The 19,747-nt window shown below is 42.8% G+C and carries 22 protein-coding genes; 11 read left to right on the top strand and 11 right to left on the bottom strand.

Annotation, left to right across the window (positions count from 1 at the left end; genetic code table 11):
* The first annotated feature begins 224 nt into the window (after window positions 1-224).
* On the top strand, window positions 225-776 hold the full coding sequence (locus tag MHUN_RS05630) for a hypothetical protein (protein WP_011448103.1): 552 nt from the start codon (window positions 225-227) through the stop codon (window positions 774-776).
* A gap of 187 nt (window positions 777-963) precedes the next feature.
* Here the strand turns inward: MHUN_RS05630 and MHUN_RS18615 are convergent, their stop codons facing one another.
* Window positions 964-1,152 carry a hypothetical protein gene (locus MHUN_RS18615; RefSeq protein WP_143709377.1) on the bottom strand — a complete coding sequence of 63 codons (189 nt, stop codon included), beginning with the start codon at window positions 1,150-1,152 and terminating at the stop codon, window positions 964-966.
* Window positions 1,153-1,415: 263 nt separating this feature from the next.
* On the opposite strand from MHUN_RS18615, the gene MHUN_RS05625 reads away from it, so the two are divergent.
* A complete protein-coding gene (locus MHUN_RS05625; RefSeq protein WP_011448102.1) occupies window positions 1,416-2,168 on the top strand; it encodes a class I SAM-dependent methyltransferase in 753 nt (250 codons plus the stop codon).
* A 208-nt stretch (window positions 2,169-2,376) separates the two neighbouring features.
* On the opposite strand, the gene MHUN_RS05620 is transcribed toward MHUN_RS05625, so the two are convergent.
* A complete protein-coding gene (locus MHUN_RS05620; RefSeq protein ID WP_011448101.1) occupies window positions 2,377-2,619 on the bottom strand; it encodes an MTH865 family protein in 243 nt (80 codons plus the stop codon).
* Between the two features lie 5 nt (window positions 2,620-2,624).
* Window positions 2,625-2,783: a hypothetical protein gene (locus tag MHUN_RS18945; protein ID WP_158498171.1), complete on the bottom strand. Its 159-nt coding sequence runs from the start codon at window positions 2,781-2,783 to the stop codon at window positions 2,625-2,627.
* A 130-nt stretch (window positions 2,784-2,913) separates the two neighbouring features.
* Between MHUN_RS18945 and MHUN_RS05615 the strand changes: the two genes are divergently transcribed.
* Window positions 2,914-3,672: a winged helix-turn-helix domain-containing protein gene (locus MHUN_RS05615; protein WP_011448100.1), complete on the top strand. Its 759-nt coding sequence runs from the start codon at window positions 2,914-2,916 to the stop codon at window positions 3,670-3,672.
* Window positions 3,673-3,713: 41 nt separating this feature from the next.
* Here MHUN_RS05615 and MHUN_RS19860 read toward each other — a convergent pair whose 3' ends face one another.
* Both MHUN_RS19860 and MHUN_RS19855 read right to left on the bottom strand, forming a co-directional pair.
* The gene (locus MHUN_RS19860; RefSeq protein ID WP_052288821.1) at window positions 3,714-4,139 is read right to left on the bottom strand and encodes a serine hydrolase; all 426 of its coding nucleotides are present in this window, start codon (window positions 4,137-4,139) and stop codon (window positions 3,714-3,716) included.
* Entirely contained in the window at window positions 4,111-4,698 is a 588-nt protein-coding gene (locus tag MHUN_RS19855) for a serine hydrolase domain-containing protein (RefSeq protein WP_324435218.1), read from the bottom strand. The genes MHUN_RS19860 and MHUN_RS19855 overlap by 29 nt, the downstream gene beginning before the upstream one ends.
* 418 nt (window positions 4,699-5,116) lie before the next feature.
* On the opposite strand from MHUN_RS19855, the gene MHUN_RS05605 reads away from it, so the two are divergent.
* Complete coding sequence (locus MHUN_RS05605) at window positions 5,117-5,599, top strand: PAS domain-containing protein (protein ID WP_011448099.1); 483 nt, start codon at window positions 5,117-5,119, stop codon at window positions 5,597-5,599.
* On the opposite strand, the gene MHUN_RS05600 is transcribed toward MHUN_RS05605, so the two are convergent.
* Window positions 5,586-7,319 (bottom strand): IS1634-like element ISMhu4 family transposase, encoded by a 1,734-nt coding sequence (locus MHUN_RS05600; RefSeq protein WP_011447340.1) that lies wholly within the window; start codon window positions 7,317-7,319, stop codon window positions 5,586-5,588. The two genes, MHUN_RS05605 and MHUN_RS05600, sit on opposite strands and share 14 nt — an antisense overlap.
* 80 nt (window positions 7,320-7,399) lie before the next feature.
* Here MHUN_RS05600 and MHUN_RS05595 point away from each other — a divergent pair, with 80 nt between their 5' ends.
* The 6 genes from MHUN_RS05595 to MHUN_RS05575 all read left to right on the top strand — a co-directional run bounded on the left by MHUN_RS05595 (window position 7,400) and on the right by MHUN_RS05575 (window position 11,604).
* A complete protein-coding gene (locus MHUN_RS05595) occupies window positions 7,400-8,446 on the top strand; it encodes a PAS domain-containing protein (protein ID WP_011448098.1) in 1,047 nt (348 codons plus the stop codon).
* A gap of 148 nt (window positions 8,447-8,594) precedes the next feature.
* Window positions 8,595-8,918, top strand: coding sequence for a HEPN domain-containing protein (locus MHUN_RS05590; RefSeq protein WP_083758407.1), 324 nt, complete (start codon window positions 8,595-8,597; stop codon window positions 8,916-8,918).
* 6 nt (window positions 8,919-8,924) lie between these two features.
* On the top strand, window positions 8,925-9,104 hold the full coding sequence (locus MHUN_RS19955; RefSeq protein ID WP_083758505.1) for a nucleotidyltransferase domain-containing protein: 180 nt from the start codon (window positions 8,925-8,927) through the stop codon (window positions 9,102-9,104).
* A 293-nt stretch (window positions 9,105-9,397) separates the two neighbouring features.
* Window positions 9,398-9,793 carry a PEGA domain-containing protein gene (locus tag MHUN_RS05585; RefSeq protein WP_158498170.1) on the top strand — a complete coding sequence of 132 codons (396 nt, stop codon included), beginning with the start codon at window positions 9,398-9,400 and terminating at the stop codon, window positions 9,791-9,793.
* A gap of 334 nt (window positions 9,794-10,127) precedes the next feature.
* On the top strand, window positions 10,128-10,640 hold the full coding sequence (locus MHUN_RS05580) for a PEGA domain-containing protein (protein WP_011448095.1): 513 nt from the start codon (window positions 10,128-10,130) through the stop codon (window positions 10,638-10,640).
* A 334-nt stretch (window positions 10,641-10,974) separates the two neighbouring features.
* Complete coding sequence (locus MHUN_RS05575; RefSeq protein ID WP_143709375.1) at window positions 10,975-11,604, top strand: hypothetical protein; 630 nt, start codon at window positions 10,975-10,977, stop codon at window positions 11,602-11,604.
* Window positions 11,605-11,615: 11 nt separating this feature from the next.
* Here MHUN_RS05575 and MHUN_RS05570 read toward each other — a convergent pair whose 3' ends face one another.
* Window positions 11,616-11,864 (bottom strand): hypothetical protein, encoded by a 249-nt coding sequence (locus MHUN_RS05570; protein WP_048067314.1) that lies wholly within the window; start codon window positions 11,862-11,864, stop codon window positions 11,616-11,618.
* 366 nt (window positions 11,865-12,230) lie between these two features.
* Between MHUN_RS05570 and MHUN_RS05565 the strand changes: the two genes are divergently transcribed.
* Window positions 12,231-12,638 carry a hypothetical protein gene (locus MHUN_RS05565; protein ID WP_011448093.1) on the top strand — a complete coding sequence of 136 codons (408 nt, stop codon included), beginning with the start codon at window positions 12,231-12,233 and terminating at the stop codon, window positions 12,636-12,638.
* Between the two features lie 200 nt (window positions 12,639-12,838).
* Here the strand turns inward: MHUN_RS05565 and MHUN_RS05560 are convergent, their stop codons facing one another.
* The 4 genes from MHUN_RS05560 to MHUN_RS05545 form a co-directional block, all read right to left on the bottom strand.
* Entirely contained in the window at window positions 12,839-14,320 is a 1,482-nt protein-coding gene (locus MHUN_RS05560) for a DUF1254 domain-containing protein (protein WP_011448092.1), read from the bottom strand.
* Window positions 14,321-14,463: 143 nt separating this feature from the next.
* A complete protein-coding gene (locus MHUN_RS05555) occupies window positions 14,464-15,312 on the bottom strand; it encodes a phosphoribosylformylglycinamidine synthase subunit PurQ (protein ID WP_011448091.1) in 849 nt (282 codons plus the stop codon).
* A gap of 2 nt (window positions 15,313-15,314) precedes the next feature.
* On the bottom strand, window positions 15,315-18,254 hold the full coding sequence (locus MHUN_RS05550) for a phosphoribosylformylglycinamidine synthase subunit PurL (protein WP_011448090.1): 2,940 nt from the start codon (window positions 18,252-18,254) through the stop codon (window positions 15,315-15,317).
* 157 nt (window positions 18,255-18,411) lie between these two features.
* Window positions 18,412-19,731: an AIR synthase-related protein gene (locus MHUN_RS05545; protein WP_011448089.1), complete on the bottom strand. Its 1,320-nt coding sequence runs from the start codon at window positions 19,729-19,731 to the stop codon at window positions 18,412-18,414.
* Window positions 19,732-19,747 lie beyond the last annotated feature (16 nt).

Raw genomic sequence — 19,747 nt, 5'->3', positions numbered from 1 at the left:
TAAGCATAAGAGTCTCCTGAACCTTCTCTGGATAGTACCGTATCGACGCGTACCCTATCATTTTTCTGTTTGCTTCTACCCATCTCCCTGGACTTTTCGGTCTACTTTAGAATAATCTATTTAAGAACCTCTATTTGGAGGAATTTAGGGAGAACCTGCAATGGATATTTTACAATCTCCAAATTTTTTTATCCCTTGCCTCCTAATCATTCATCACGGGTACTATGACAGCACAAATACCGGATACGGTCATTTGGAATACTAAAACGTATGAACTTATTGGATTTGAAGGCTACGATGACGAAATCGGGCTTTTCAATCCTGAAACATATGGATTATCTCCCCAAATGATGCACACCGCATGCTATCGCGGATTTTATTGTGCCTATAAAATTGTGGAAGATGCTCTCTATCTGGATACCTTGTGTGTGAATGATGGTCGTGGCCATTATCCAAAGATTCATGGGATTGAAGCGACCCCTGGACGATATGATGCATTTGAATATGCAGGTCTTCAGATTCACATTCCCTATACCGGTTTACTCCGGATTGGAACGGATTTTAAGAGGGATCATTATGTCCATATGGGATTTCAGAAACCATCAGCATATGGGACAGTGTGGGATCTTGAATTACTGCATGGGAAAGTCGTTGGGATGAAGGATATTTCCGAAGAGGTTAAGAAAATCGAAGGGAAATTTCATGATGAATATCGGACCCGTGATATAATTGATGGGATACATGATTCATTTAAACGAGATCTCGAATTGCGGTGATCCGTATCTACTCCTTCACTTTGTTCAGGATATTGGTTTATTCCAGGTAAAGAGGAAGAGGCGGGAATCGAATACGAAAAGGAATATCGAAGGATATATGAGGAACTAACCGTTGAAGGGGGGTTTCTTGCCGATGGTCCAAACTCTGATTCTTTTGTCATAAACTCTGCCTGCTCTCTGAGTATTACTAATAAAGAGAAGAAGGAGTGATTTTTATACGACATCGCTGGCTCAGTTTATCTGTGGATAAATAATAAATTCGTGTCCGTCGATAATTATGTACTGCCCCTGCCCGGATCGTCGTGCCTGCAAGCTGGATGAGTGAGCGGGGGTATTCTTTTCGTAATCGTGCATTATATCGCATGGTCTTCTCCATGGTGGTTAAAATCTTGTTTTTCAGGATATCTTCCAGTTCTTATTTGCTCATCTATCTGGGTTTTGACTGGAGAAAATTAGCGTTTTGGTTTCCGATATGGTATTCCCAGTAGCATAATGGATTATTCTGATCCCACCATCTCCTCATATTACGGCTAGTCTCGATTCAGATCAGAATAACTGATACAGACTGTTTTAAAGAAAACAAACGTTCCTCTGCCGAAAGGAACAGAAACTACTTAAAATGTTAAGATTTAAAAAAATATGGACACCAGTTCAGTATTTAAGGTTTTTGAATCTCTCCCCAGACTGGGTGGGGGCGATGATGAGCACACCAAAAAGGCATTTTTATTTATCACAGACCTCCCTCCAGGAGGTGGTGAGATTCTTGATGTCGGGTGTGGGAAGGGTGCACAGACGATGGCCCTTGCCCGCCTGTGTCAGTCCTGTAGGATCCGGGCGGTAGATATCCACCAGCCATATATCGATACGTTGGAAGAAAAAATAATTGTCGAAGGGTTTTCAGGACGGATTAAAACGGTCTGTGCATCTATGGATAATCTTCCCTTTGAAGAGGAGTCTTTTGACATTATTTGGGCAGAAGGATGTGCATCCATCATCGGTATCGAACAAGCTGTCAGATACTGGAAAAAATTCCTGAAACTGGGTGGATATATCATGATCTCGGATATATTCTGGTTTACAAAAACCCCCTCCGAAGAGCCACGGGAATTCTTCGCCGAATTCCATCCCACCATGATAACCGAAGATGAAGGATTTGAGATAGTCCGGAATGCCGGGTTAGAACTGGTTGGTTCCTTCCGGCTCCCTTCACAAGTATGGGAGGAAAGTTTCTACGGACAATTGAGGGAGAGGTTTGGAGGTCTTGAAGAAGAATATGCAGACGATAAGGACGCTCTGATGGTAATTGATGGGTTGAAAAAGCAAACCGACATCTTTGACAGATACTCAGATGAGTTTGGGAATACGTACCTGATTATGAGAAAATCCTTGTAAAAATCACCCCTTTTTCTATTTTTCTCGATTGAACCATAAAATTAAAAATATTTCCGATTCTTATCAGGGCGGATTTCCATTGATCATCAAAGATAAGGTGAGATGTAATAATACCGCTTCTTCATCAGATGTAAGCGGTTGATGAAACGTGAGTAAAAATCCAGTAGATTTTAGACAAAAATAAATAAACATGGAGGAATTTCGGGATCTATAACCCCGCACGCTCAACAATAATGTCTGCTACCTGTTTTGCACTGGTAAAGGGGAAATCAGTGGCAATAAGGAGTTTTCCTGCTTCTCCGGCGGTCATCTTCAGATCTCCCACCTGACAGGTGGTATCCGCTCCTGCGGGAAACGCTGCAAGTAATGCTTCTGGCGTATCTATCGGAAAGGAGGCGTTTGCAAGTGCTCCTGATATCTGTGCATGGATCTGGTCTTTTACTGTTGTCATTCTTCTCACTCCTCAATCATGCATGCAATTTCCTGGGCAGCATGAGAAATTGGGCAGTCATTGCTATGGATCTGACATCCGAAGCAGGCAGACTTGATGTTATCTAGAGATTCCTGTGCTTTCTCTGCCGTAACTTCTGTACCGGTACATTTCCATGTTGGCATCTGTCTCACCAATACTACATCATCAGTTGAATAAATATACTTGAGCGTTATTAAAATGACTAATATGGCTGGTGGTATATTTTCCTAACTCGAAAAGTTATCTCCTCATCAGTCTAACAGGATGGTAGGTATGGAAAATCCATCGGACACTCATCTTCCTCTTGATTCTATTAAACAGGAGATTCATTCACTCCGTGAAGATCTTCATCGGTTTATGGAACGGACCAATCAGATTCATGTAAACGCCATTATTTCAGATATCAGGAATGAATACTCCGGATTACTGGCACATCATCAGGTTGAACGAGCAGGAGACTGTCTTTCTCATGCCATGGTTCATGAATGCAAGATGCATGATACCTGTTTTCAGATCTTTCTTGACTTTCTCACTACCACCTCGCAGCATATCAAAAATGGGGAAATCACCGAAGAGATTGTCCAATCCTACGAAAACCAACTTGTTGAGTTGAAAAAGAAAGGACCATTTGACAAATGTGATATCTGTTTTACCGAAGTTTTTCGATTATTCAATAAACAGATTGATCTTATGAGATCCTTAGGGATCCTGGATAAAAAAGAAAACGAACCTACACTGGTTCAGATTACTGATGAAGAGATCGTTTCACAGATGATCGAACCGTTTGCGAGTCCTACCCGGTTTCAAATAATCCAGGCAGTTTCAAAGCAGACAAAAACATTCTCAGAACTTTCTCACCTGACCAGACTCAGGGGTGGAAATTTATTATTCCATGTAAGAAAGTTACAGCAAGCCGGTATGATCATTCAAAGGCATGAACGGGGAGATTATATTATTACGGAAAGAGGATTCCGGATACTCACATCATTCATCGATACATACACCGCAGTTAAAAGAATGCATGAACAGTAACGGCTAATTTCTTAAAAAAATCCGGTAGGAACTCTCTCCAATTACTGCTTTTTATTTTTATCCGGAATGGTCCCTTTCAGATATTGCAGGATAGAGGATCGGATCGTCTTCATCGCATTCGGGTCTGTTCCAATAGAGTTCAGGTCAGAGATAAGGTATGTATCCTTTTCAGGCAGATAATACCAGAAGGAGAATGATCCTGAATATCCCTCGGTATGTCCCTGAATGGTAATATCCAGTGGAGAAACCTGGGTCGTGGTATACCCAAGACCATATCCGGTTTTACCATATTGTGGCGTTGGTTTTTCCATATCTGCAATAGATTCATTCCTTAACAGGTCCCCCTGCCGGAGAGCTTTATGAAGACGGTTCATGTCACTCACTGTGCTGACAATATCACCTGCTCCCCGGTCAAACAGAATATAGAGGTCGGTAAAATCATTTATCGTCCCGTTTTCTTTTGGCATTGTCGCCCGGATGTGTGGGCCGGGTGTATGATTGGTATGCTGAATAAACGTGTTTGAGTCCGGCGGGTATGATGATGTTTCGTGTGACATAATCCTCGTATGGAATCCCTGAAGCAGCATCGATAATGAGCGTGAGAAGAATATAATTTACATTCGAGTAGGTATAATTCGTACCAGGGCTGAAGAGTGGGCTGGCACTGAGACCTTGTTCAATGCTTACCTGGCAGGGTATTGGAACGTCGGGATTATGAAGTTCTTCAAGATTAATTAATTCTTTATCATAGTCAGCGATCCCACTGGTATGATCAAGAAGTTGGCGGATGGTCATTTCTTTTCCGTTTGGGATTCTATCCATCAAGTATGCTGGCAGCCATCTTTCGATCGGGTCAGCAAGAGATAATTTTCCTTCTTCGGCCAGTTTGAGAATTACAATACTTGTAACCAATTTTGTAACGCTGGCAATCAAAAAACGCATATCTGAGTCTAGAGATTCACTGGATAGGGGAGAACAATATCCTGCTGCACTCATCCATGTCCATTCTGGTGTAACGACTTCGATAAGGATCCCTGGAATGCCTGCATTCTCAATCTCATCTTCAACAAGAGTCTACATTCCCTCTGAAAATGATACAGGGGGAGAATTCGGAAGATCGATTACTTGTCCGGCAGAAAGATATTCAGCCACACAGCTGGTCATAACTGGATTGCTACACAGGATGGGGTTAAGAAAACGATGAATACCTTGATTTTTTTTTCATAAATCATGCTTGATGGTAACTGTTATTCTCCCGTATTAATGATTCTCATTCACCATGGTATCTGAATGATCAGGTCTGGACAAAGTCTGGACTGAGCTGAACCAGGTCGGGACCAGGTGAGAGTCATAAGCTGATATCAAATGCCTTTTCTCATCCTGTATTATTTATAAATATTTATAAACACAAAGATTATCATGTCAAAGATTGTTATCTCTGCTTATGGCAGAGGATACCGATATTCCAAGTCTGGTCCTCAAAAGCCTGAAGTCAAATCCCCGGGGACTGACCATAACCGATCTCTCGAAAAAACTTCATAAGGACCGCAATAGTATAGCCCGATGTCTGAATATTCTGAAAGCCGAAGGGAAAGTTGAATCAAAAACAATAGGTTCAGCCCACGTCTACTGGATATCACAACGGATTCCCCTATCTGCTTTTTTGTGTTTTACCCGGAATATGATCCTTATCGTGGATGATAATCTCAATATCGTCCAGGCAAATGAGCATTTCATACAGTTTTGTAATATGCAGAAAGAAGACCTCATCGGGCGGCATATCATTGAGGATATGATACCAGTCGTCTCATCTCCAGAATCCGTTGCGACGATTACCTCGACGAAAGGTGATCATGTCATGAATGAGATCCGCTACTCCACCGAAAAAAATAATCTCTTTTTTAAAATGGAGCTCACCGTTCGCTGATCTTAAATTCAGATTCCTGAATTGATCCCAATTGAGTATAAACACTAATATCAACATTCATCAGATTTAAAATCTCTCGATGCTTTTGATTTATCCCAGTAATTGTGTAAAAAACCTGTTCACCATAAAATGAAACTAACAAATAAATCTCTTTGAAAAACTCAATAATTCTTTCAGTTTTAGGATTATTTACTATTTTCGTTGGATTATATTCGAAAAGACCACTCAAACCCTGACCTCTACTTTTCAGCGAATCCCTGACTTTTTTCTCAATAATAACAAGTGGTCTCATTACAATAGTCAAAAACTTCACTAAACCATCAATTCTGTCATCTCGTTGAATAAACATTGGGGCAAGTGAAAGTGCCTTTCCCTTCAGCCGATGAAATTGATGCTCTATGATATACTGATCACGGTAAGTCAGAACAACATCTTGCATCGATAATTCATTTTCTGGTTTATTTGTTACATATACCCTCCATCCTGATAATTCCTGCGCTTGTTGAAGGGCTTGCAAGTTAATAGTTGGTTTAACCTCAATTCTCGTCGATTGTTCAATTCTGGCGGGATTGTTTCCGTATTTTCGTTTTGGAGTATTACTAATATGCTCGATATACTCAACTTCGAATACCGCTGTTAATCCCTTATCTCCAAGAATAGCATGTACTTTTTCTTTTGCTTCCTCGATTGTTCGGTAAATTTTCTTTCCCTTTCCTCTTTTATTCATTGAATTTATCTCAAAGAAAGCTTTTTTTACTTGCTCTTCAAGTGATAATCTGAATTTATTTGCATGAGCAAATGATTTTGCGTAGATTAGCCGTTCCTCCCAGGTTATGATTTTCCCCTCATATTCCATTGAATGAGATATTTTTTTCTCAAATCCTTCGGCTATAATCGCATCGCTTCCATCATAGTACGATCGTGAAACTTGTGTGAAGGAAAGATTAGACTCCTGATGTGCTATGATTGCAGAATAAATTTCCTGAGTAGGATGAGAGACTTCTGATAACGGGCATAAATAAAAGTCATTATTGATAGTCGTATACAAACGAGTTGCTATGGCACCCATTTTGCAATCTCCCACAAAAAGTAATCCAGATTGTCCCGTAGATTTTTTCACCTTTTCCATTGCAGGGATATAGAGAGGATCATCAGCACAATTTCCAGGGACTACACTAACGGTGAGGGGCAAACCCAGCACATCAAGCACTGAAAGTACGATTTTTATTTGAGGGAGGGAGGCGTCATCTTTTGAGTTGCCAAATTGTATTAATCCGTTTTTATCGATAATTCCATTGCTGTTTACTGTTGTCATATCAAGACGGACGATGTTTTCATCCGTTAAACCATATATACGCAGTGTAGAACGATTTAATTCAGATTCAAATCGGTTCCAAAGTTCATTATTGTGCAATAGAGATAATATACGAGCCAAATGGTCATCAGTAAAGCATTTTGGACTAAATTGAAAACCAATCAATTTTTCCAGTAAATTTTTTTTGGTAGTAACCCACTTCTCCAAGGGACACATACGATGATCATTTTCGGTCAGGCAGTAGCAGATCCAAATGGCAATCGTTTCACCAATCGGCAAACCCACCCAGTTTCTGTGAGGCGAATATACCTCATTCAAAATTCGTATGATTTGAAGTTCTTTTAATGTTTCAAAGATATATGGGATTCCGCCGATGTGTTCAATTTGATGTGTCGGAGCGATCATCCCATATATATGTACACTTCTCAGATATAAAGTTAAGCTTTATAATTTAACATTTACCTTATAAGATCAGCGAAAGGTAAGTGGAGGTTATTCAAACAATATTTGACGAAGGTGATACCGGTCTTACTATCATTCTTGAGGATATTACAGATACGAAAAAATACCTGAAAAATATGGAATTTCTAGCTCATACTGCCATGGAACTGGTTGATCTGCCATCCGATGCGAATATTTATGAGTATATTGCCGACAAGGTTTCAGAACTCCTCCCCAAACCCCCCCGGACCTGGGTTGTTTCGTATGATCCATTGAAGAAAGGGTACAAGATCGAGTCAATCCGGGATGCATCATTTTTCGAATGTTCAAGACAGCTCAATAACGGGAATGATGTATCCGGTCTTGTTTTTCCCATTCAGGAATATATGAGTAAGCCTCCCTATTATGAGACCGTTGAAACGATGAAGATTATGAGGGAGTTTCCATTTCGGCCCTTTTTTCCGTATGAACCGCTTTCTTTTTATGATATCTGTAGTGAGGTATTTTCAAGGGAAGTTTGTGAAGCCTTTATCGTGCAGCAATCAATAGGGAAGATGTGTATCGCTGGTCTGGCCTGGCAAAACCAGCTCTTTGGGTTTGTAGGGATGTGTCTTCGGCCTGATGAAGAACTGGAAAACCATATGGTTATTGAGTCATTTATTCGTCAGGCTTCCATAGCGATTGCCAGAAGACTTACGCAGGAGTGTATGAGCAAGAGTGAATCCCGGTTCCTGGATGTTATCGCATACATTGGTGATCCGGTTCTCATTACCGACTATGCTGGTGGAGTAACCTACCTGAATCCTTCGTTTATCTCTGAATTTGGATATACCATCGATGATATTCCTGAATGGAATACCTGGGTCCGGAAAAGTAGTCCTGATAGTAAAAACCGGGAGTTGTTGATGCATATGTATGAGCGATTGCCTGAAATGGCATATCAGGAGATCATGTGCTCAGTTCAATGCAAAGATAATTCTCTAAAACCTGTTCATGTCCGATGCGTTGTATCTCCTGATGGCATGAGGACGATAATTTTCCGGAATAGTACTAATATATCCGGTTCATCTGCATCGGCTTCGTGTATATAGATGGATCTAATTGTATAGAATCTGGCCTAATAGAAAGAAAATTCATCCATTAACAATTTTATCTTACCATTGACAAGGATATATGAATAATGGATCCTGAAGTATTAGAATGGGTATTTCAGGCAGAATAAGATTATGAAGATGCTGAATACCTTTTTCAAGGAAAAGATTTCCTAAAGCAATATTTTGTTGTCATTTGACGCTTGAAAAGGGGTTGAAAGCGCTGTATCTTTATTATTCAAAGACACAACCTCCAAGAACTCATAGTCTTGAATTTTTGATCCAAACTATTCCTGGTGGAATTCCTGAAAAGTATGATAATTTCATAGATCTATTAGAGGATATAAGCGTGAAGATACGATATCTTCCAATGCTTGAAACACTCGTCAATGATATTTCTGAAGAGACTGCACAGATGATAATTGATGATACCGGAGATTTTTTATCATGGATTCGTGGATTGAATCTTTAATACAAGATTTATCTGAAGAAATTAAAAAAAAACATTAAGCTCAATGCTATCATCATATTTGGTTCACACAATGAAGGAACTGCAACGAACGAAAGTGATGTTGATCTTGCAATAGTTTCTCCATCATTTATTGGAATGAGCTCACTTGATAGAAGAAAAGCAATAAAAAACCTATCCGTCAAGTAATTAAAATATACCGTAAACAAATTGATTACATTCTTCTTACTCCCGATGAGTTTGAAAACGAAATGTCTCTTCGAATGTCATTTATCCGCCAAGGTATTAATTTTCCTATTCCTGCTTGATATGAAGGCGAAGTATGAAGAACTACCGTTCTTTTCATGCTCCTCTCCCTTCCCTGGTAACGATTAAAAAATTCTACTGAGCGTAAATGGGAAACGTCACACCAGAAAGTTGATTATCCTCCGATTTTTTCAAGAAACCTTATCTTCAACCGGGGAAAATGTATGGTGCATCATATGATCAAGTATAGTATTGGAATGTTCGGACTCCTGTTTATCATGGGGTGTCTGGTATCTGTTGTAACAGCCGACTATGATTATAACGATTACTATGGAACCTGGGGAACCAAGTTAAAAACTGACTTTACTTTAGATTCAACTGTGAATACCGAGCGTGTATATAATCCGAACACCGGGTTTAGCATTACCAGCACCCCTCCCGGAGCAGAGATCTTTGTCAATGGTGAAAGTGTAGGTATTACCCGCTCATTAAAGGCGAAGGAAGTAAAAGGCCTTATTCCAGGTGAATATAATGTGAGCATAAGTTTTCCGGGATACAAGGATTATGCTGGTAACTATACGGTAAATGAGGGTGAGATTAAAAGTATTGAAGCAATTCTTTCAAAGTTGTAAGGTCTGATTCATAATCAAATTTCCCCTTTTTTACATCTCTTATCGCTGACTGATTTCAGCCATTTTAGCATCTTTTCTGATATTCGAGTGAGAAAATCAATGAAGTAGTTTTTTCATCATGATACCATTATAATAATTTCGCTTCCCAGGTTTTGATGAAATGGAGCTCTTTTCCAATATCGCATATTATTTTGCAATGAACTGCTCGCATGAGAATCCTGGCTAATCTCTGACACCGGAAATGGCCGTAAATTTTCGATGAAAAGTTGGGTAACTCTCAAATACTATTGAGTCACGAATACATTCATATCAACAAGTGATGTTGGTGAAATCAATGATCAAATATGCCTTGTGTATACTTTTTTTCATAATCATAGCAGGATGCCTGGTTTCAGCTGCCACTGATGAAGACCAAATTGACTGGTTCAAATATTATCTTGATCACCATCTCGGGTATGGATCCACATGGTATTATACCGGCATTCATGCTCCAACGTTTGATTATTCTGATATGTTCAAGACACCAAAAATTTCAAATATTCAGGATTTACTCAAACCCTCTGGTTCGGATACCAATAGTGCACAATCGAATTACTATCAAAACACCGGATTTTTGATTACAAGTTCACCACCCGGAGCGGATGTGTATGTGAATGGTGAATATAAGGGGAAAACAAGAAATTTGAACTCGTTGAAAGTATTTGGTCTGGAGTCTGGGGCCAATGAACTGGTCATTAAATATCCGGGGTATTTTGATTATACCCGATCGTTCACCCTGTTCCATGATGAGGTTCTGAACATAAAGGCGGTATTAGTGCCTCTTGGAAACTCAACCGGCGAGGCGTGAGAAGATCATATCCTCTCTTATACAATGTGATTGGGCCATGAGGAACTCACAGGTATTTTCTGTATTATATGCAAACATTATTATTAAGAGTTAGACCCACATTACCATTTTCTGAATATAGTACAATATTCGTAAATTTTTTATAGCGAATGATATTCCTCCTCGCATCAAAACATTTAAATAATAAATGGTATTATGATATGTTATATGAAAAAATGAGTCTTTATCTGATTACTATCTTCAGTCTTCATGGAGAATAAAAAGATAATTCGGTTTTTTTCATATACATGATTGGGATGGTGATATGTCTATGAATGTATTACCTGAGAAAAAAATGATATATTATTGTTTCCTTCTCATCCTTCTCGGTATGCTCGTGACCTTTCCTGTTACAGCAGTAACATTAGTCGATCTTGAGCTGGCATCAAAAGAACGAAGATATACTTCTGATAATCCAGTCCAACGAGTTAAAGCTAATTTTGAAATTCCGACAACCGGCTGGCTCACTGTCACCTGGAAAGTAGATCCCTATTATCCTGGATTTAAGTCATTAAAGACCCGCGGAGGTGGAGGATATTATCCAGCAGATAAGGGAAATGAATACCTTGGTCCTGAATGCCAGAAGGAAGAAACAGCTGCAATATCTGGATCTCCCTATAAAGTAGTCTATACATGTTATGTAAACAATCCGCAAGGAAACCGTCCCTGGGTTGCAGAACTCATTGCTCCTCATGAATGTCAGGCCTTTCAAGTATGTAATGAAGGAAGCCAATTTTCAGCATATCAGCGGTATACGATCGAATTTGAGAGTGATTCAGGAACGTATGATGATAATTATGGTGGATTAGAAGGAGGCGGATCCTGTGATTGTGATTCATATGATCTGACATATGAATCTGATGACTGCATACTGTATGAAGAAGATTGTTCTGATTGTTATTACGAATGTGAATATTACTGGTAAAATACCTTTTTTTAAATTCGTGAACCGATACGGATCATAGCAATCCCTATTCCACCGGACAGAACCCCGCTCCCTGAAAAATACAGGCAATTAATAATCCCTCTGGCATAGCCCAGGCATATCCCTGAAATGATTACCATTATCCGACCATACGATCTGACCGAATTGAGTCTGATTCCTTCAAGCCGGATCACATCGGTCCAGAACAGTCCCCATGAACGTACCCTTGGGTATAAGACAAGCATGAGCGGAAGACTCATTATAAAGACAGGAATAGATGAGCATATATTTTTCTCCCATTTAGCATATATGATTCAACCTTTTTTAAGAGATTGAGAATTTCGCTAAAAATTAATCAAATTGAAAACTCACGCTCGATTCTTCTTTTTTCACTACAATACTTTCCTAAGGTCGCGGTTGAACATGACATTTCAGAGATAGTATGGACACCGATTATAGAGGATATCTAAAAACCCCCCTTTGATGATCGCAAATTTATATAGTATTTATAAAACTTAATTTGTTGGAAGGGAGTTATTAGCTAATATCTATATATTGAATGTGTCTGATTCTGATTATCTGGGGTTGGTCGGTAATTATATGTTTTCAGGGAGTGATTCTATCGTATGAAAGGGTTAATGGCAGTGTTACTGTTGGGCCTGATTGTTGGTATGGCAGGAATAACGACCGCAGACATTCCGGATCTGGTCGGGAACTGGACAGGGCCGTATGTTGAATATAAGAGTGGTCAGGGTTTTTCTGAGGTAGAAAGCGGATTATTCTTTCTGAATATTACTGAGCAGAAGGACCGGATTATTATCGGATATTCCTCGTTTAAGAAGAGTGATGGTACTGAAGTTACCCGTGAACTTGCCGGAGTGATCAGTGCAGACGGAACTGAGTTATCACTTGCAGAACAGAATAACGGATATTCAAATGGGAAGATCATCGGTCCTGATGAATTTGAGCTGACATATCTTTCTGATAATGATCCGATAAGCGTAGCAATTGATAAATTTTACAGAATCACATAAATTTTCTTTTTTATTTGATTTTCCAAGGCAGATAATCAGGAGAGATGGCTATTTGCCATTTCGTTTAAATGAGGATTGTTAAGCAAAAGGGTTTATGTAGGCTTATATCTTAAAAATCGGTTGAATTTTTTTCTGATAATGATTCTAACCCACATAAAGTATATGAAAAGCCCAGAAAAACAGGAATGAAATCGGTTATCTCATACTTCTACGACCGATTCCCGGATTTCTGTAGAATTATCGTCTGAAATATTTTCATCATTCATAACCCTGACAATTTTCGGAGGGGTCCAGGTACTCTTTATCTTCTCCAGATCTGGCCCGTATATGCGTAAATAGATATGAAAATCTGCTGTCCCGACCGGTAGCCAGTTATTCATCATCTCCTCAGCTGGTTTGTCAGCCTGGAGCAGAATGTCCAGTGATCCATCCTCATTGAAGGTCACATTACTTCGGTCATTGATACAGTACCGGTCAATTTCATTCGGAATTAAAAAGTTATCACTTCCATAGATGGTAAAAGACCAGAACCCGTCATTCTTAACCGGTGGAAGCATGTCTTTATCGATATGAAGGCGATATGTATGAGCCCCAGTTAATATCTGGCCATCAGAGTCTGAATCGGCCTCAGGATAGATAGCTACATAGGTGGGATTGGCACCAAGTCCTTTGATGGCAATCAGTCCCCGGTACGCATAGACAGTACCCCATTCTCCGATTGGCTCGCCATAAAATTTCCAACCATCAAGAGCATTCATGTATTCTTTTGTTTTGCTGATAAGATCAGATTCGATCTGACCAACCATGGAATTCCACCGTTCAGGCCCGTCTGGTCCCAGAATAGCAGCATCAAAGATGAGGCCTGGTCCGACGTTTATCTGCTTCATTTTTTCCAGTATTTCAGTGTCATCCGGTGAGGGAGGATTTTTTATCATGAGGGCATTTGCCGTGGTAAAGAACTCTTCAGCTGACATGTTGAATACATATTCGGCTGGGTTGAAGTTGTATTTCTCATTATATGTTCCTTTTTCCGGGACATAGATCTCGTTATTCAGGTATACATCAAGGGGCACCAGCATCATTTTTTGCTGGATTGCTGTAACATTCGGGATGTCTGAAGGCCCGTTTACCACAGTCCGGATAATGATCCAGGCCATGTCTGTTGGTATCACGATATGTTTCATACCGTCAGGAACATCTCCCTCGTAATCTTTGCCGGTTATCAGACAGATGACTTCATCTTCTGGATTATCTGTCTTGCTCCCTGACCCGACCACATCAATGGTGTTTGTATAGGCATCCAAAAACTGTGCTGAGCAGAACCGATAGGTTGGTGGTTTCACAAAAACAAAAGCAGTATTATTCAGATCCAGAAATGCACTCGAATAGATATCATCAACGTTCGGTGAAACAACAAGTCTGTTTTCTGCTGTAAACACAAAATTACTGTGGGCCAGTTGGTTTATCGGTGCCTGTGTGGGATTCGGGACCTCAGTGTTCGTAAATTTTTTCTGCGTGGCATCAACCACAACCAATGGGTAACAGTATACATAGGCATCTTCAACGATATCCCAGAGATCTGTGTTCTGTGCATCGATTGGTTCGGCTGAAACTCCCCCTGGAGATGAAAGGGAAAATAGAAAAAGAGAAAAAATCAGCAGACATGTACCATCTTTTCGCATAGGTTACCATTACGTTACAAATACATAATGGTATAGGTTAGAATAAGTTACTCGAAAATGAAAGATTTTTGATTAGAATTAGTGGATGGTTAAAAATTTTGGAGATTCCCCTCCCTGAAAAAGGGACAGTTTTTCTGTGAGAATTATCTGAAATACTCAACGATATTTCGAAATAGTTTCATATTCATCGATTCGGTCGGAATCGGCTGCTGCTGACGTCGAAGTCTCTCTTTCTGTAATGGCCAGTCATATTCATTGACAAACTCCATAGCCCGCTCAGGGTGAGGCATCATGGCAAGGACTTTTCCGTCTGCTGAAGTGATTCCGGCAATGTCCGCGACCGAGCCGTTCGGATTGTAGGGGTATTCTCCGTCGGCAGGTTTCAGATTCTCCCGGCAGTAGGTGAAGGCTATCATCTTTTGGCTCCTGAGCTCAGTAAGCACTTCCTTAGAGCAGGAAAAGTTCCCTTCTCCATGAGAGACCGGGCAGACGATTCGTTCTATTCCCTTCGTCCAGAGGGTTTCTGAAGCCGGTTTGATGGTTACATAGCGGCATTCTAGCACCCCCTTCCGGTTTGGCATGAGAGCGATATCTCGTTTGTACTGCTTGTTAAATGCCGGTACAAGCCCAAGATTTGCGAGGATTTGAAACCCGTTGCAAATACCAAGGACCAGGTTATCTTCCTCGAGGAATTCGGTCACATCATTCCAAAGATTATTCCTGACCCGGTTGGCATAGGCATTTCCTGCTCCGGTATCATCACCATAGGAGAACCCGCCAGGGAAAACCAAAAGACGATAATCGCACATCCGGTATTTCCGGTCGATAAGATCGTTGATGTGAATGATGTCAGCATCCATGCCGGCACGTAAAAGCACCTCCCTGGTCTCAATCTCTGAATTAATCCCGTACCCGCTCATAATAAGCGCCTTATCCGGGATCAACTCCTGCTCCTTCTGTCCGGAGGCGTGTCGTGTCGCTGTCGGATTCATGATTAGTACCCTCCGAATGGTTTTTTATACGCAGATTCAAGCTCACTGACCGGAACAGATATTCTGAGTGAGGGGCCGGTTATCTGCAGGTTCTTCCCCGTTACCCTGCCAATCAGTGTTGCGTCAGATCCCATTGCCAGTTCAAATGATCGTTTCTTATCAGGATCAACCGTCACAATAAATCGTCCGAGTGTTTCTGAAAAGAGAAGGACATCTGATCGCAGGTCTCCGGAAAGGGTGACATCCATACCAAGTTTTCCACCGATTGCAACCTTGGCAAGGGCAACGGCAAGTCCTCCGTGGGTAACCGGGAAAGCAGATGCAACAAGATCGTGTAAAATAGCATGGGTGAGTCGATGGTATCTGGCCTTCATGGCTGGAATATCAATGGCAGGGACGATGCCACCGGAGATATTAAGATGAGCAGCGTATTCAGAACCGCCAAGTTCATCCCTGTTCTCTCCGATCAGATAAACGAGATCTCCTTCGATCTTCGCATCAAGGGAGACTGCTTTTGTCACATCCGGATGGATACCGATGGAGGATATAAGGAGCGTCGGGGGCACGGAGACCAGCACCGGATTACTCTCCCCGTCATATCCCCTGAAGTCGTTGAACATACTGTCTTTTCCTGAGATGAATGGTGTCTCAAACCCGGTGGCCCCGTCATAACAACCACGAGCTGCCGCTTTAAGCTGGGCCAGACGCTTTGGATCATCTGAAGAACACCAGCAGAAATTATCAAGAATGGCTATCGCATCAAGCGGAATACCAAGGGCGATAAGACCACGGATCGCGGTGTCAATACAGGCAATCGCCATCCGGTAGGAGTCAATCTCTGAGTAGGACGGGAAGATGCCCTGTGATAAACCCACTCCTTTCTTTGAACCAGGAACTACTTTCATAAGGGTTGCCATCCCCTGCACTCGTCCTGGTCCCTGGACCGGGCCAAGAACATGACCGCCCTGGACGGTATGGTCATATTGGATGGAGATGAACTCCTTGGAACAGATATTCTTTCTCGCAAGCATCTCTTTGAGGATCAGATCCAGTTGTTCCGGGCACGGTGGCATGGGATCTGATGGAACCGGGACTGTTGGTTCTGTCTTTAATTGTTTTACCGGAACACCGTCGTGCAGGAAGGAGAGTTCGATATCCATCACGACAGATCCATGATACTCCACAATACACCGGCCGGTGTTGGTGAATGTTCCGATAACCGTTGCCTCTACGTCCCGGCTGGCCAGGAGGTCCATGAATTCATCCAGTTTTTCTGGTGGAACCGCAAGTGTCATGCGTTCCTGTGATTCAGAGATCCAGATCTCCCAGGGTGCCATCCCCGGATATTTGAGCGGTACTTTATCGAGCAAGACATGACATCCATTACATTCCTTTGCCATCTCTGCAACCGAACAGGAGATTCCACCGGCGCCGTTATCGGTGATACTGGTATACAGTCCCCGGTCACGGGCCTCCTTGACGATAACATCGGATAATTTCTTCTGAGTGATGGGATCTCCTATCTGGACGGCGGTGACCGGACTTTTCGGGTCCAGTGCCTCTGAGGAGAACGTTGCCCCATGAATGCCATCTTTCCCGACCCTCCCGCCAATCATGACAATAAGATCTCCCGGCCGTGCCTGTTTCTCATAGAGCTTGCGTGTTCCGTCAGTTCGGGGCATTATGCCGACCGTTCCTGCAAAGACCAGGGGTTTTCCAACATACCGGTCATCAAACCAGACAAATCCCTGGGGGGTGGGGATGCCTGAACAGTTCCCGCCAACACCGACACCTGACACCACCCCGTCAAGAATCCGTCGCGGAGAGAGGATCGGATTTGACCTATTTTTCCCACGATAGAGGACCGGATTGCTCTCCGGGTCGCCGACACAGAACCCGTAGATGTTGATACAGGGCTTTGCTCCCAGACCAAACCCGATGGTGTCCCGGTTTACCCCCACAATGCCGGTTAGTGCCCCGCCAAAAGGATCAAGTGCAGACGGGGAGTTATGGGTTTCGACCTTATGGGTGACAAGATAATGGTCGTCAAAGATAATCGCCCCTGAATTGTCGGAGAAGACACTCAGGCAGATGTCCTTGTCGCCTTTTTGTGCCCGTATGGTATTGGTAGCTGCCTGGATGCAGGTTTTATACAGCCCTCTTGGCATATCATCGTCCATTGGTGAGGCAAAGATCGTATGCTTACAATGCTCACTCCAGGTCTGGGCCAGTGATTCTATCTCAACATCGGTCGGTTTTCTCCCCTGAGCTTGAAAATAGTCACGGATTGCATGCAACTGCACCAGATCGAGTGCGAGCGGGCCTCTTCTCTGTCCGGTCTCAGCGTCTATGATGCCTTCCTTTCCGATTCTGATAAGTTCCTGGTCGTCAACGTCAAGATCTACCGGTTCAGCAGTCGGGAGTTCGTGCAGGCTGACAACCGGGACAACTCTGTCCATCCCTGTCGTGCCGTACTCTGCTCGTGATTTTATATGAACCCGGTTGATAAGGGGATTGGCAAGTGTTGCGGCCAGGTTTTCAATCGCTGCTGGTGAAAGCCTTCCTTTGACAAAGAAGAGCTGAGATGAGTATACCGCTTCTCCTGGCCCGAATTTTCGTTTGGTGTAGTCTTCGATGGTCTGGCGTGCGGTTGTTCCTACGTTGTCGGTCACTCCGGGAAGAAACCCGACTTCAATGGCCGTATCAAAGTGTGCGATTGTGGCCGTATCAACGGTACATGTCTGTACCACCGGGTTTATGAGCTGAGTTCCGATCTCACGCAGTTCTTCAGGGCTAAAGTCATGTGAATTCGTTGAGATGGTATAGATATCGATCACATGAAGTTCATCAATGGGAAACCCAAGTGAACGGATCCGATCAGTTCTGACCTTTAGTCTGGGATCGGTTTTATATTGGACTTCTATCCGGTGGACATATGCCATGTATACCTGGGTAGTACTTGGTTGTAATCCATCATAAGTCTCAAGACTGAAGGATATTTAACGGGGTAAAAAAAGTATGATTAAAAATGACATATTTTTGGCTTTCCTGACCGTACTGTGTATATTCGGGGTAATCGGGGATGATGTGAGGCAAAGATCAGGGCTTGAGCCTTTCCATCACCCGCATCTTTTTGGCTATAGCGGCCTGTGCAGCCCGGTCAACCTCCGTTTTCATCAATTCAAAATCCTGTTGTTCTTTCTCTACCAGTTTCTTGAGCGGAGTATATGCCGCCTCTCTGAACCGTGGGTTAAATTCCTCTTCTTTTCCGTTTCTCAATAGAACTGGTTCAGCCCGGCCCTCTTCGACCCGGCCTATGACTGATGATTTAACCCCGATATCAGAGAGCAGGGCCTGGGCCTTTGAGATGACATCAGGCTGGGCGATGATGAGAAGGGCATCGATGGATACGCCAAGCGGATCGATCTCAAGGTCCATCAGCATCCGGTAAACGTGTGGATCGACAAGTCCCTGAACTGCTTCCTCTTCTACAATGAACCGAAGACCGGCAGTCTTTGCCATCTCGTGAACATCTCCCCGAAGTCCTCCGTTCGTTACATCGGTCATTGCATGGATGGAACCAAGCAGGTTACTTCTCAGGATGGCATCTGCCGCACGAAGGAAGGTAAGGTTGATAGTCCGATCTACCACGTCATGATACCCGTAGTAGAGGGCTGTTGTAGCAATGGTCCCCCCTCCGGCACCCTCGGTCATAAGAAGCAGATCCCCTGGGGCCGCCTGTCGTCGTGCGGTGATGTGGTCTGCAACTCCGACGGTCCCGACACACCCGGTCATGCGGTCACCAATGACCATGTCCCCGCCTATCCTGAGAGTTGATCCGCTGACAAGAGGCACCTCGGTCAGTTCTCCAACCGTCGTCACCCCGGCGGTATAATCAAAGATCTTTGCAACGTCCCCGTCATCGGCAACGTGAATGTCAGAAAACAACATGACCGGGCGTGCTCCCATCACATAGCAGTCACGAAGGGTCGCACGGGTCACATGAAAACCGGCAAGGTAAGGAAAATCTGAGAGACGTGAATGCATCCCGTCAACGGTGCAGACAATAAACTGACCCCCGGCCTGAACCACACCGGCATCATCCATATCTTCGACTCCCACGGTGGCCCCTGATTTTCCGATGATCTCTGCTATCTTCCGGTGTGCATAAAAGTCGCCGGTCCCTCGTGAGCCGACTCCGAAGGCACCCATAGTGACACCGGCCTTTTCATAGGTGAGAATGTCGCTCGTAAGATCAGAGGTAGCGGTCACTTCTACCAAGACCGCCTGTGCAAAGGAAAGAGCATATTCCCTGCTGGTCCCTTTTATCTCAACAATACGGTCAGCAAGATCTGATATAATATCCTGGGACGCCCTGCCTCTCTTCAGATTCCGGCGGGCATAACCCTCAACATCCATGTCACAAGGTTTGCCC

Source organism: Methanospirillum hungatei JF-1 (genome assembly GCF_000013445.1).
Lineage (GTDB): Archaea > Halobacteriota > Methanomicrobia > Methanomicrobiales > Methanospirillaceae > Methanospirillum > Methanospirillum hungatei.
Note: the sequence above shows the minus strand (reverse complement) of the source record. Positions and strands in the feature narration are given on the sequence as shown.

What these genes read in the sequence shown, in the direction of transcription:
- MHUN_RS05600 (WP_011447340.1), bottom strand. Translation starts at nt 7,319, where the DNA reads ATGATCGCTCCGACACATCAAATTGAACACATCGGCGGAATCCCATAT.
- MHUN_RS05615 (WP_011448100.1), top strand. Translation starts at nt 2,914, where the DNA reads ATGGAAAATCCATCGGACACTCATCTTCCTCTTGATTCTATTAAACAG.
- MHUN_RS19860 (WP_052288821.1), bottom strand. Translation starts at nt 4,139, where the DNA reads ATGCCAAAAGAAAACGGGACGATAAATGATTTTACCGACCTCTATATT.
- MHUN_RS05545 (WP_011448089.1), bottom strand. Translation starts at nt 19,731, where the DNA reads ATGGATGTTGAGGGTTATGCCCGCCGGAATCTGAAGAGAGGCAGGGCG.
- MHUN_RS05560 (WP_011448092.1), bottom strand. Translation starts at nt 14,320, where the DNA reads ATGCGAAAAGATGGTACATGTCTGCTGATTTTTTCTCTTTTTCTATTT.
- MHUN_RS05585 (WP_158498170.1), top strand. Translation starts at nt 9,398, where the DNA reads ATGATCAAGTATAGTATTGGAATGTTCGGACTCCTGTTTATCATGGGG.
- MHUN_RS05550 (WP_011448090.1), bottom strand. Translation starts at nt 18,254, where the DNA reads ATGGCATATGTCCACCGGATAGAAGTCCAATATAAAACCGATCCCAGA.
- MHUN_RS18945 (WP_158498171.1), bottom strand. Translation starts at nt 2,783, where the DNA reads ATGCCAACATGGAAATGTACCGGTACAGAAGTTACGGCAGAGAAAGCA.
- MHUN_RS18615 (WP_143709377.1), bottom strand. Translation starts at nt 1,152, where the DNA reads ATGGAGAAGACCATGCGATATAATGCACGATTACGAAAAGAATACCCC.
- MHUN_RS05630 (WP_011448103.1), top strand. Translation starts at nt 225, where the DNA reads ATGACAGCACAAATACCGGATACGGTCATTTGGAATACTAAAACGTAT.
- MHUN_RS05620 (WP_011448101.1), bottom strand. Translation starts at nt 2,619, where the DNA reads ATGACAACAGTAAAAGACCAGATCCATGCACAGATATCAGGAGCACTT.
- MHUN_RS05605 (WP_011448099.1), top strand. Translation starts at nt 5,117, where the DNA reads ATGGCAGAGGATACCGATATTCCAAGTCTGGTCCTCAAAAGCCTGAAG.
- MHUN_RS05555 (WP_011448091.1), bottom strand. Translation starts at nt 15,312, where the DNA reads ATGAATCCGACAGCGACACGACACGCCTCCGGACAGAAGGAGCAGGAG.
- MHUN_RS05575 (WP_143709375.1), top strand. Translation starts at nt 10,975, where the DNA reads ATGATATATTATTGTTTCCTTCTCATCCTTCTCGGTATGCTCGTGACC.
- MHUN_RS05570 (WP_048067314.1), bottom strand. Translation starts at nt 11,864, where the DNA reads ATGAGTCTTCCGCTCATGCTTGTCTTATACCCAAGGGTACGTTCATGG.
- MHUN_RS05565 (WP_011448093.1), top strand. Translation starts at nt 12,231, where the DNA reads ATGAAAGGGTTAATGGCAGTGTTACTGTTGGGCCTGATTGTTGGTATG.
- MHUN_RS05580 (WP_011448095.1), top strand. Translation starts at nt 10,128, where the DNA reads ATGATCAAATATGCCTTGTGTATACTTTTTTTCATAATCATAGCAGGA.
- MHUN_RS05625 (WP_011448102.1), top strand. Translation starts at nt 1,416, where the DNA reads ATGGACACCAGTTCAGTATTTAAGGTTTTTGAATCTCTCCCCAGACTG.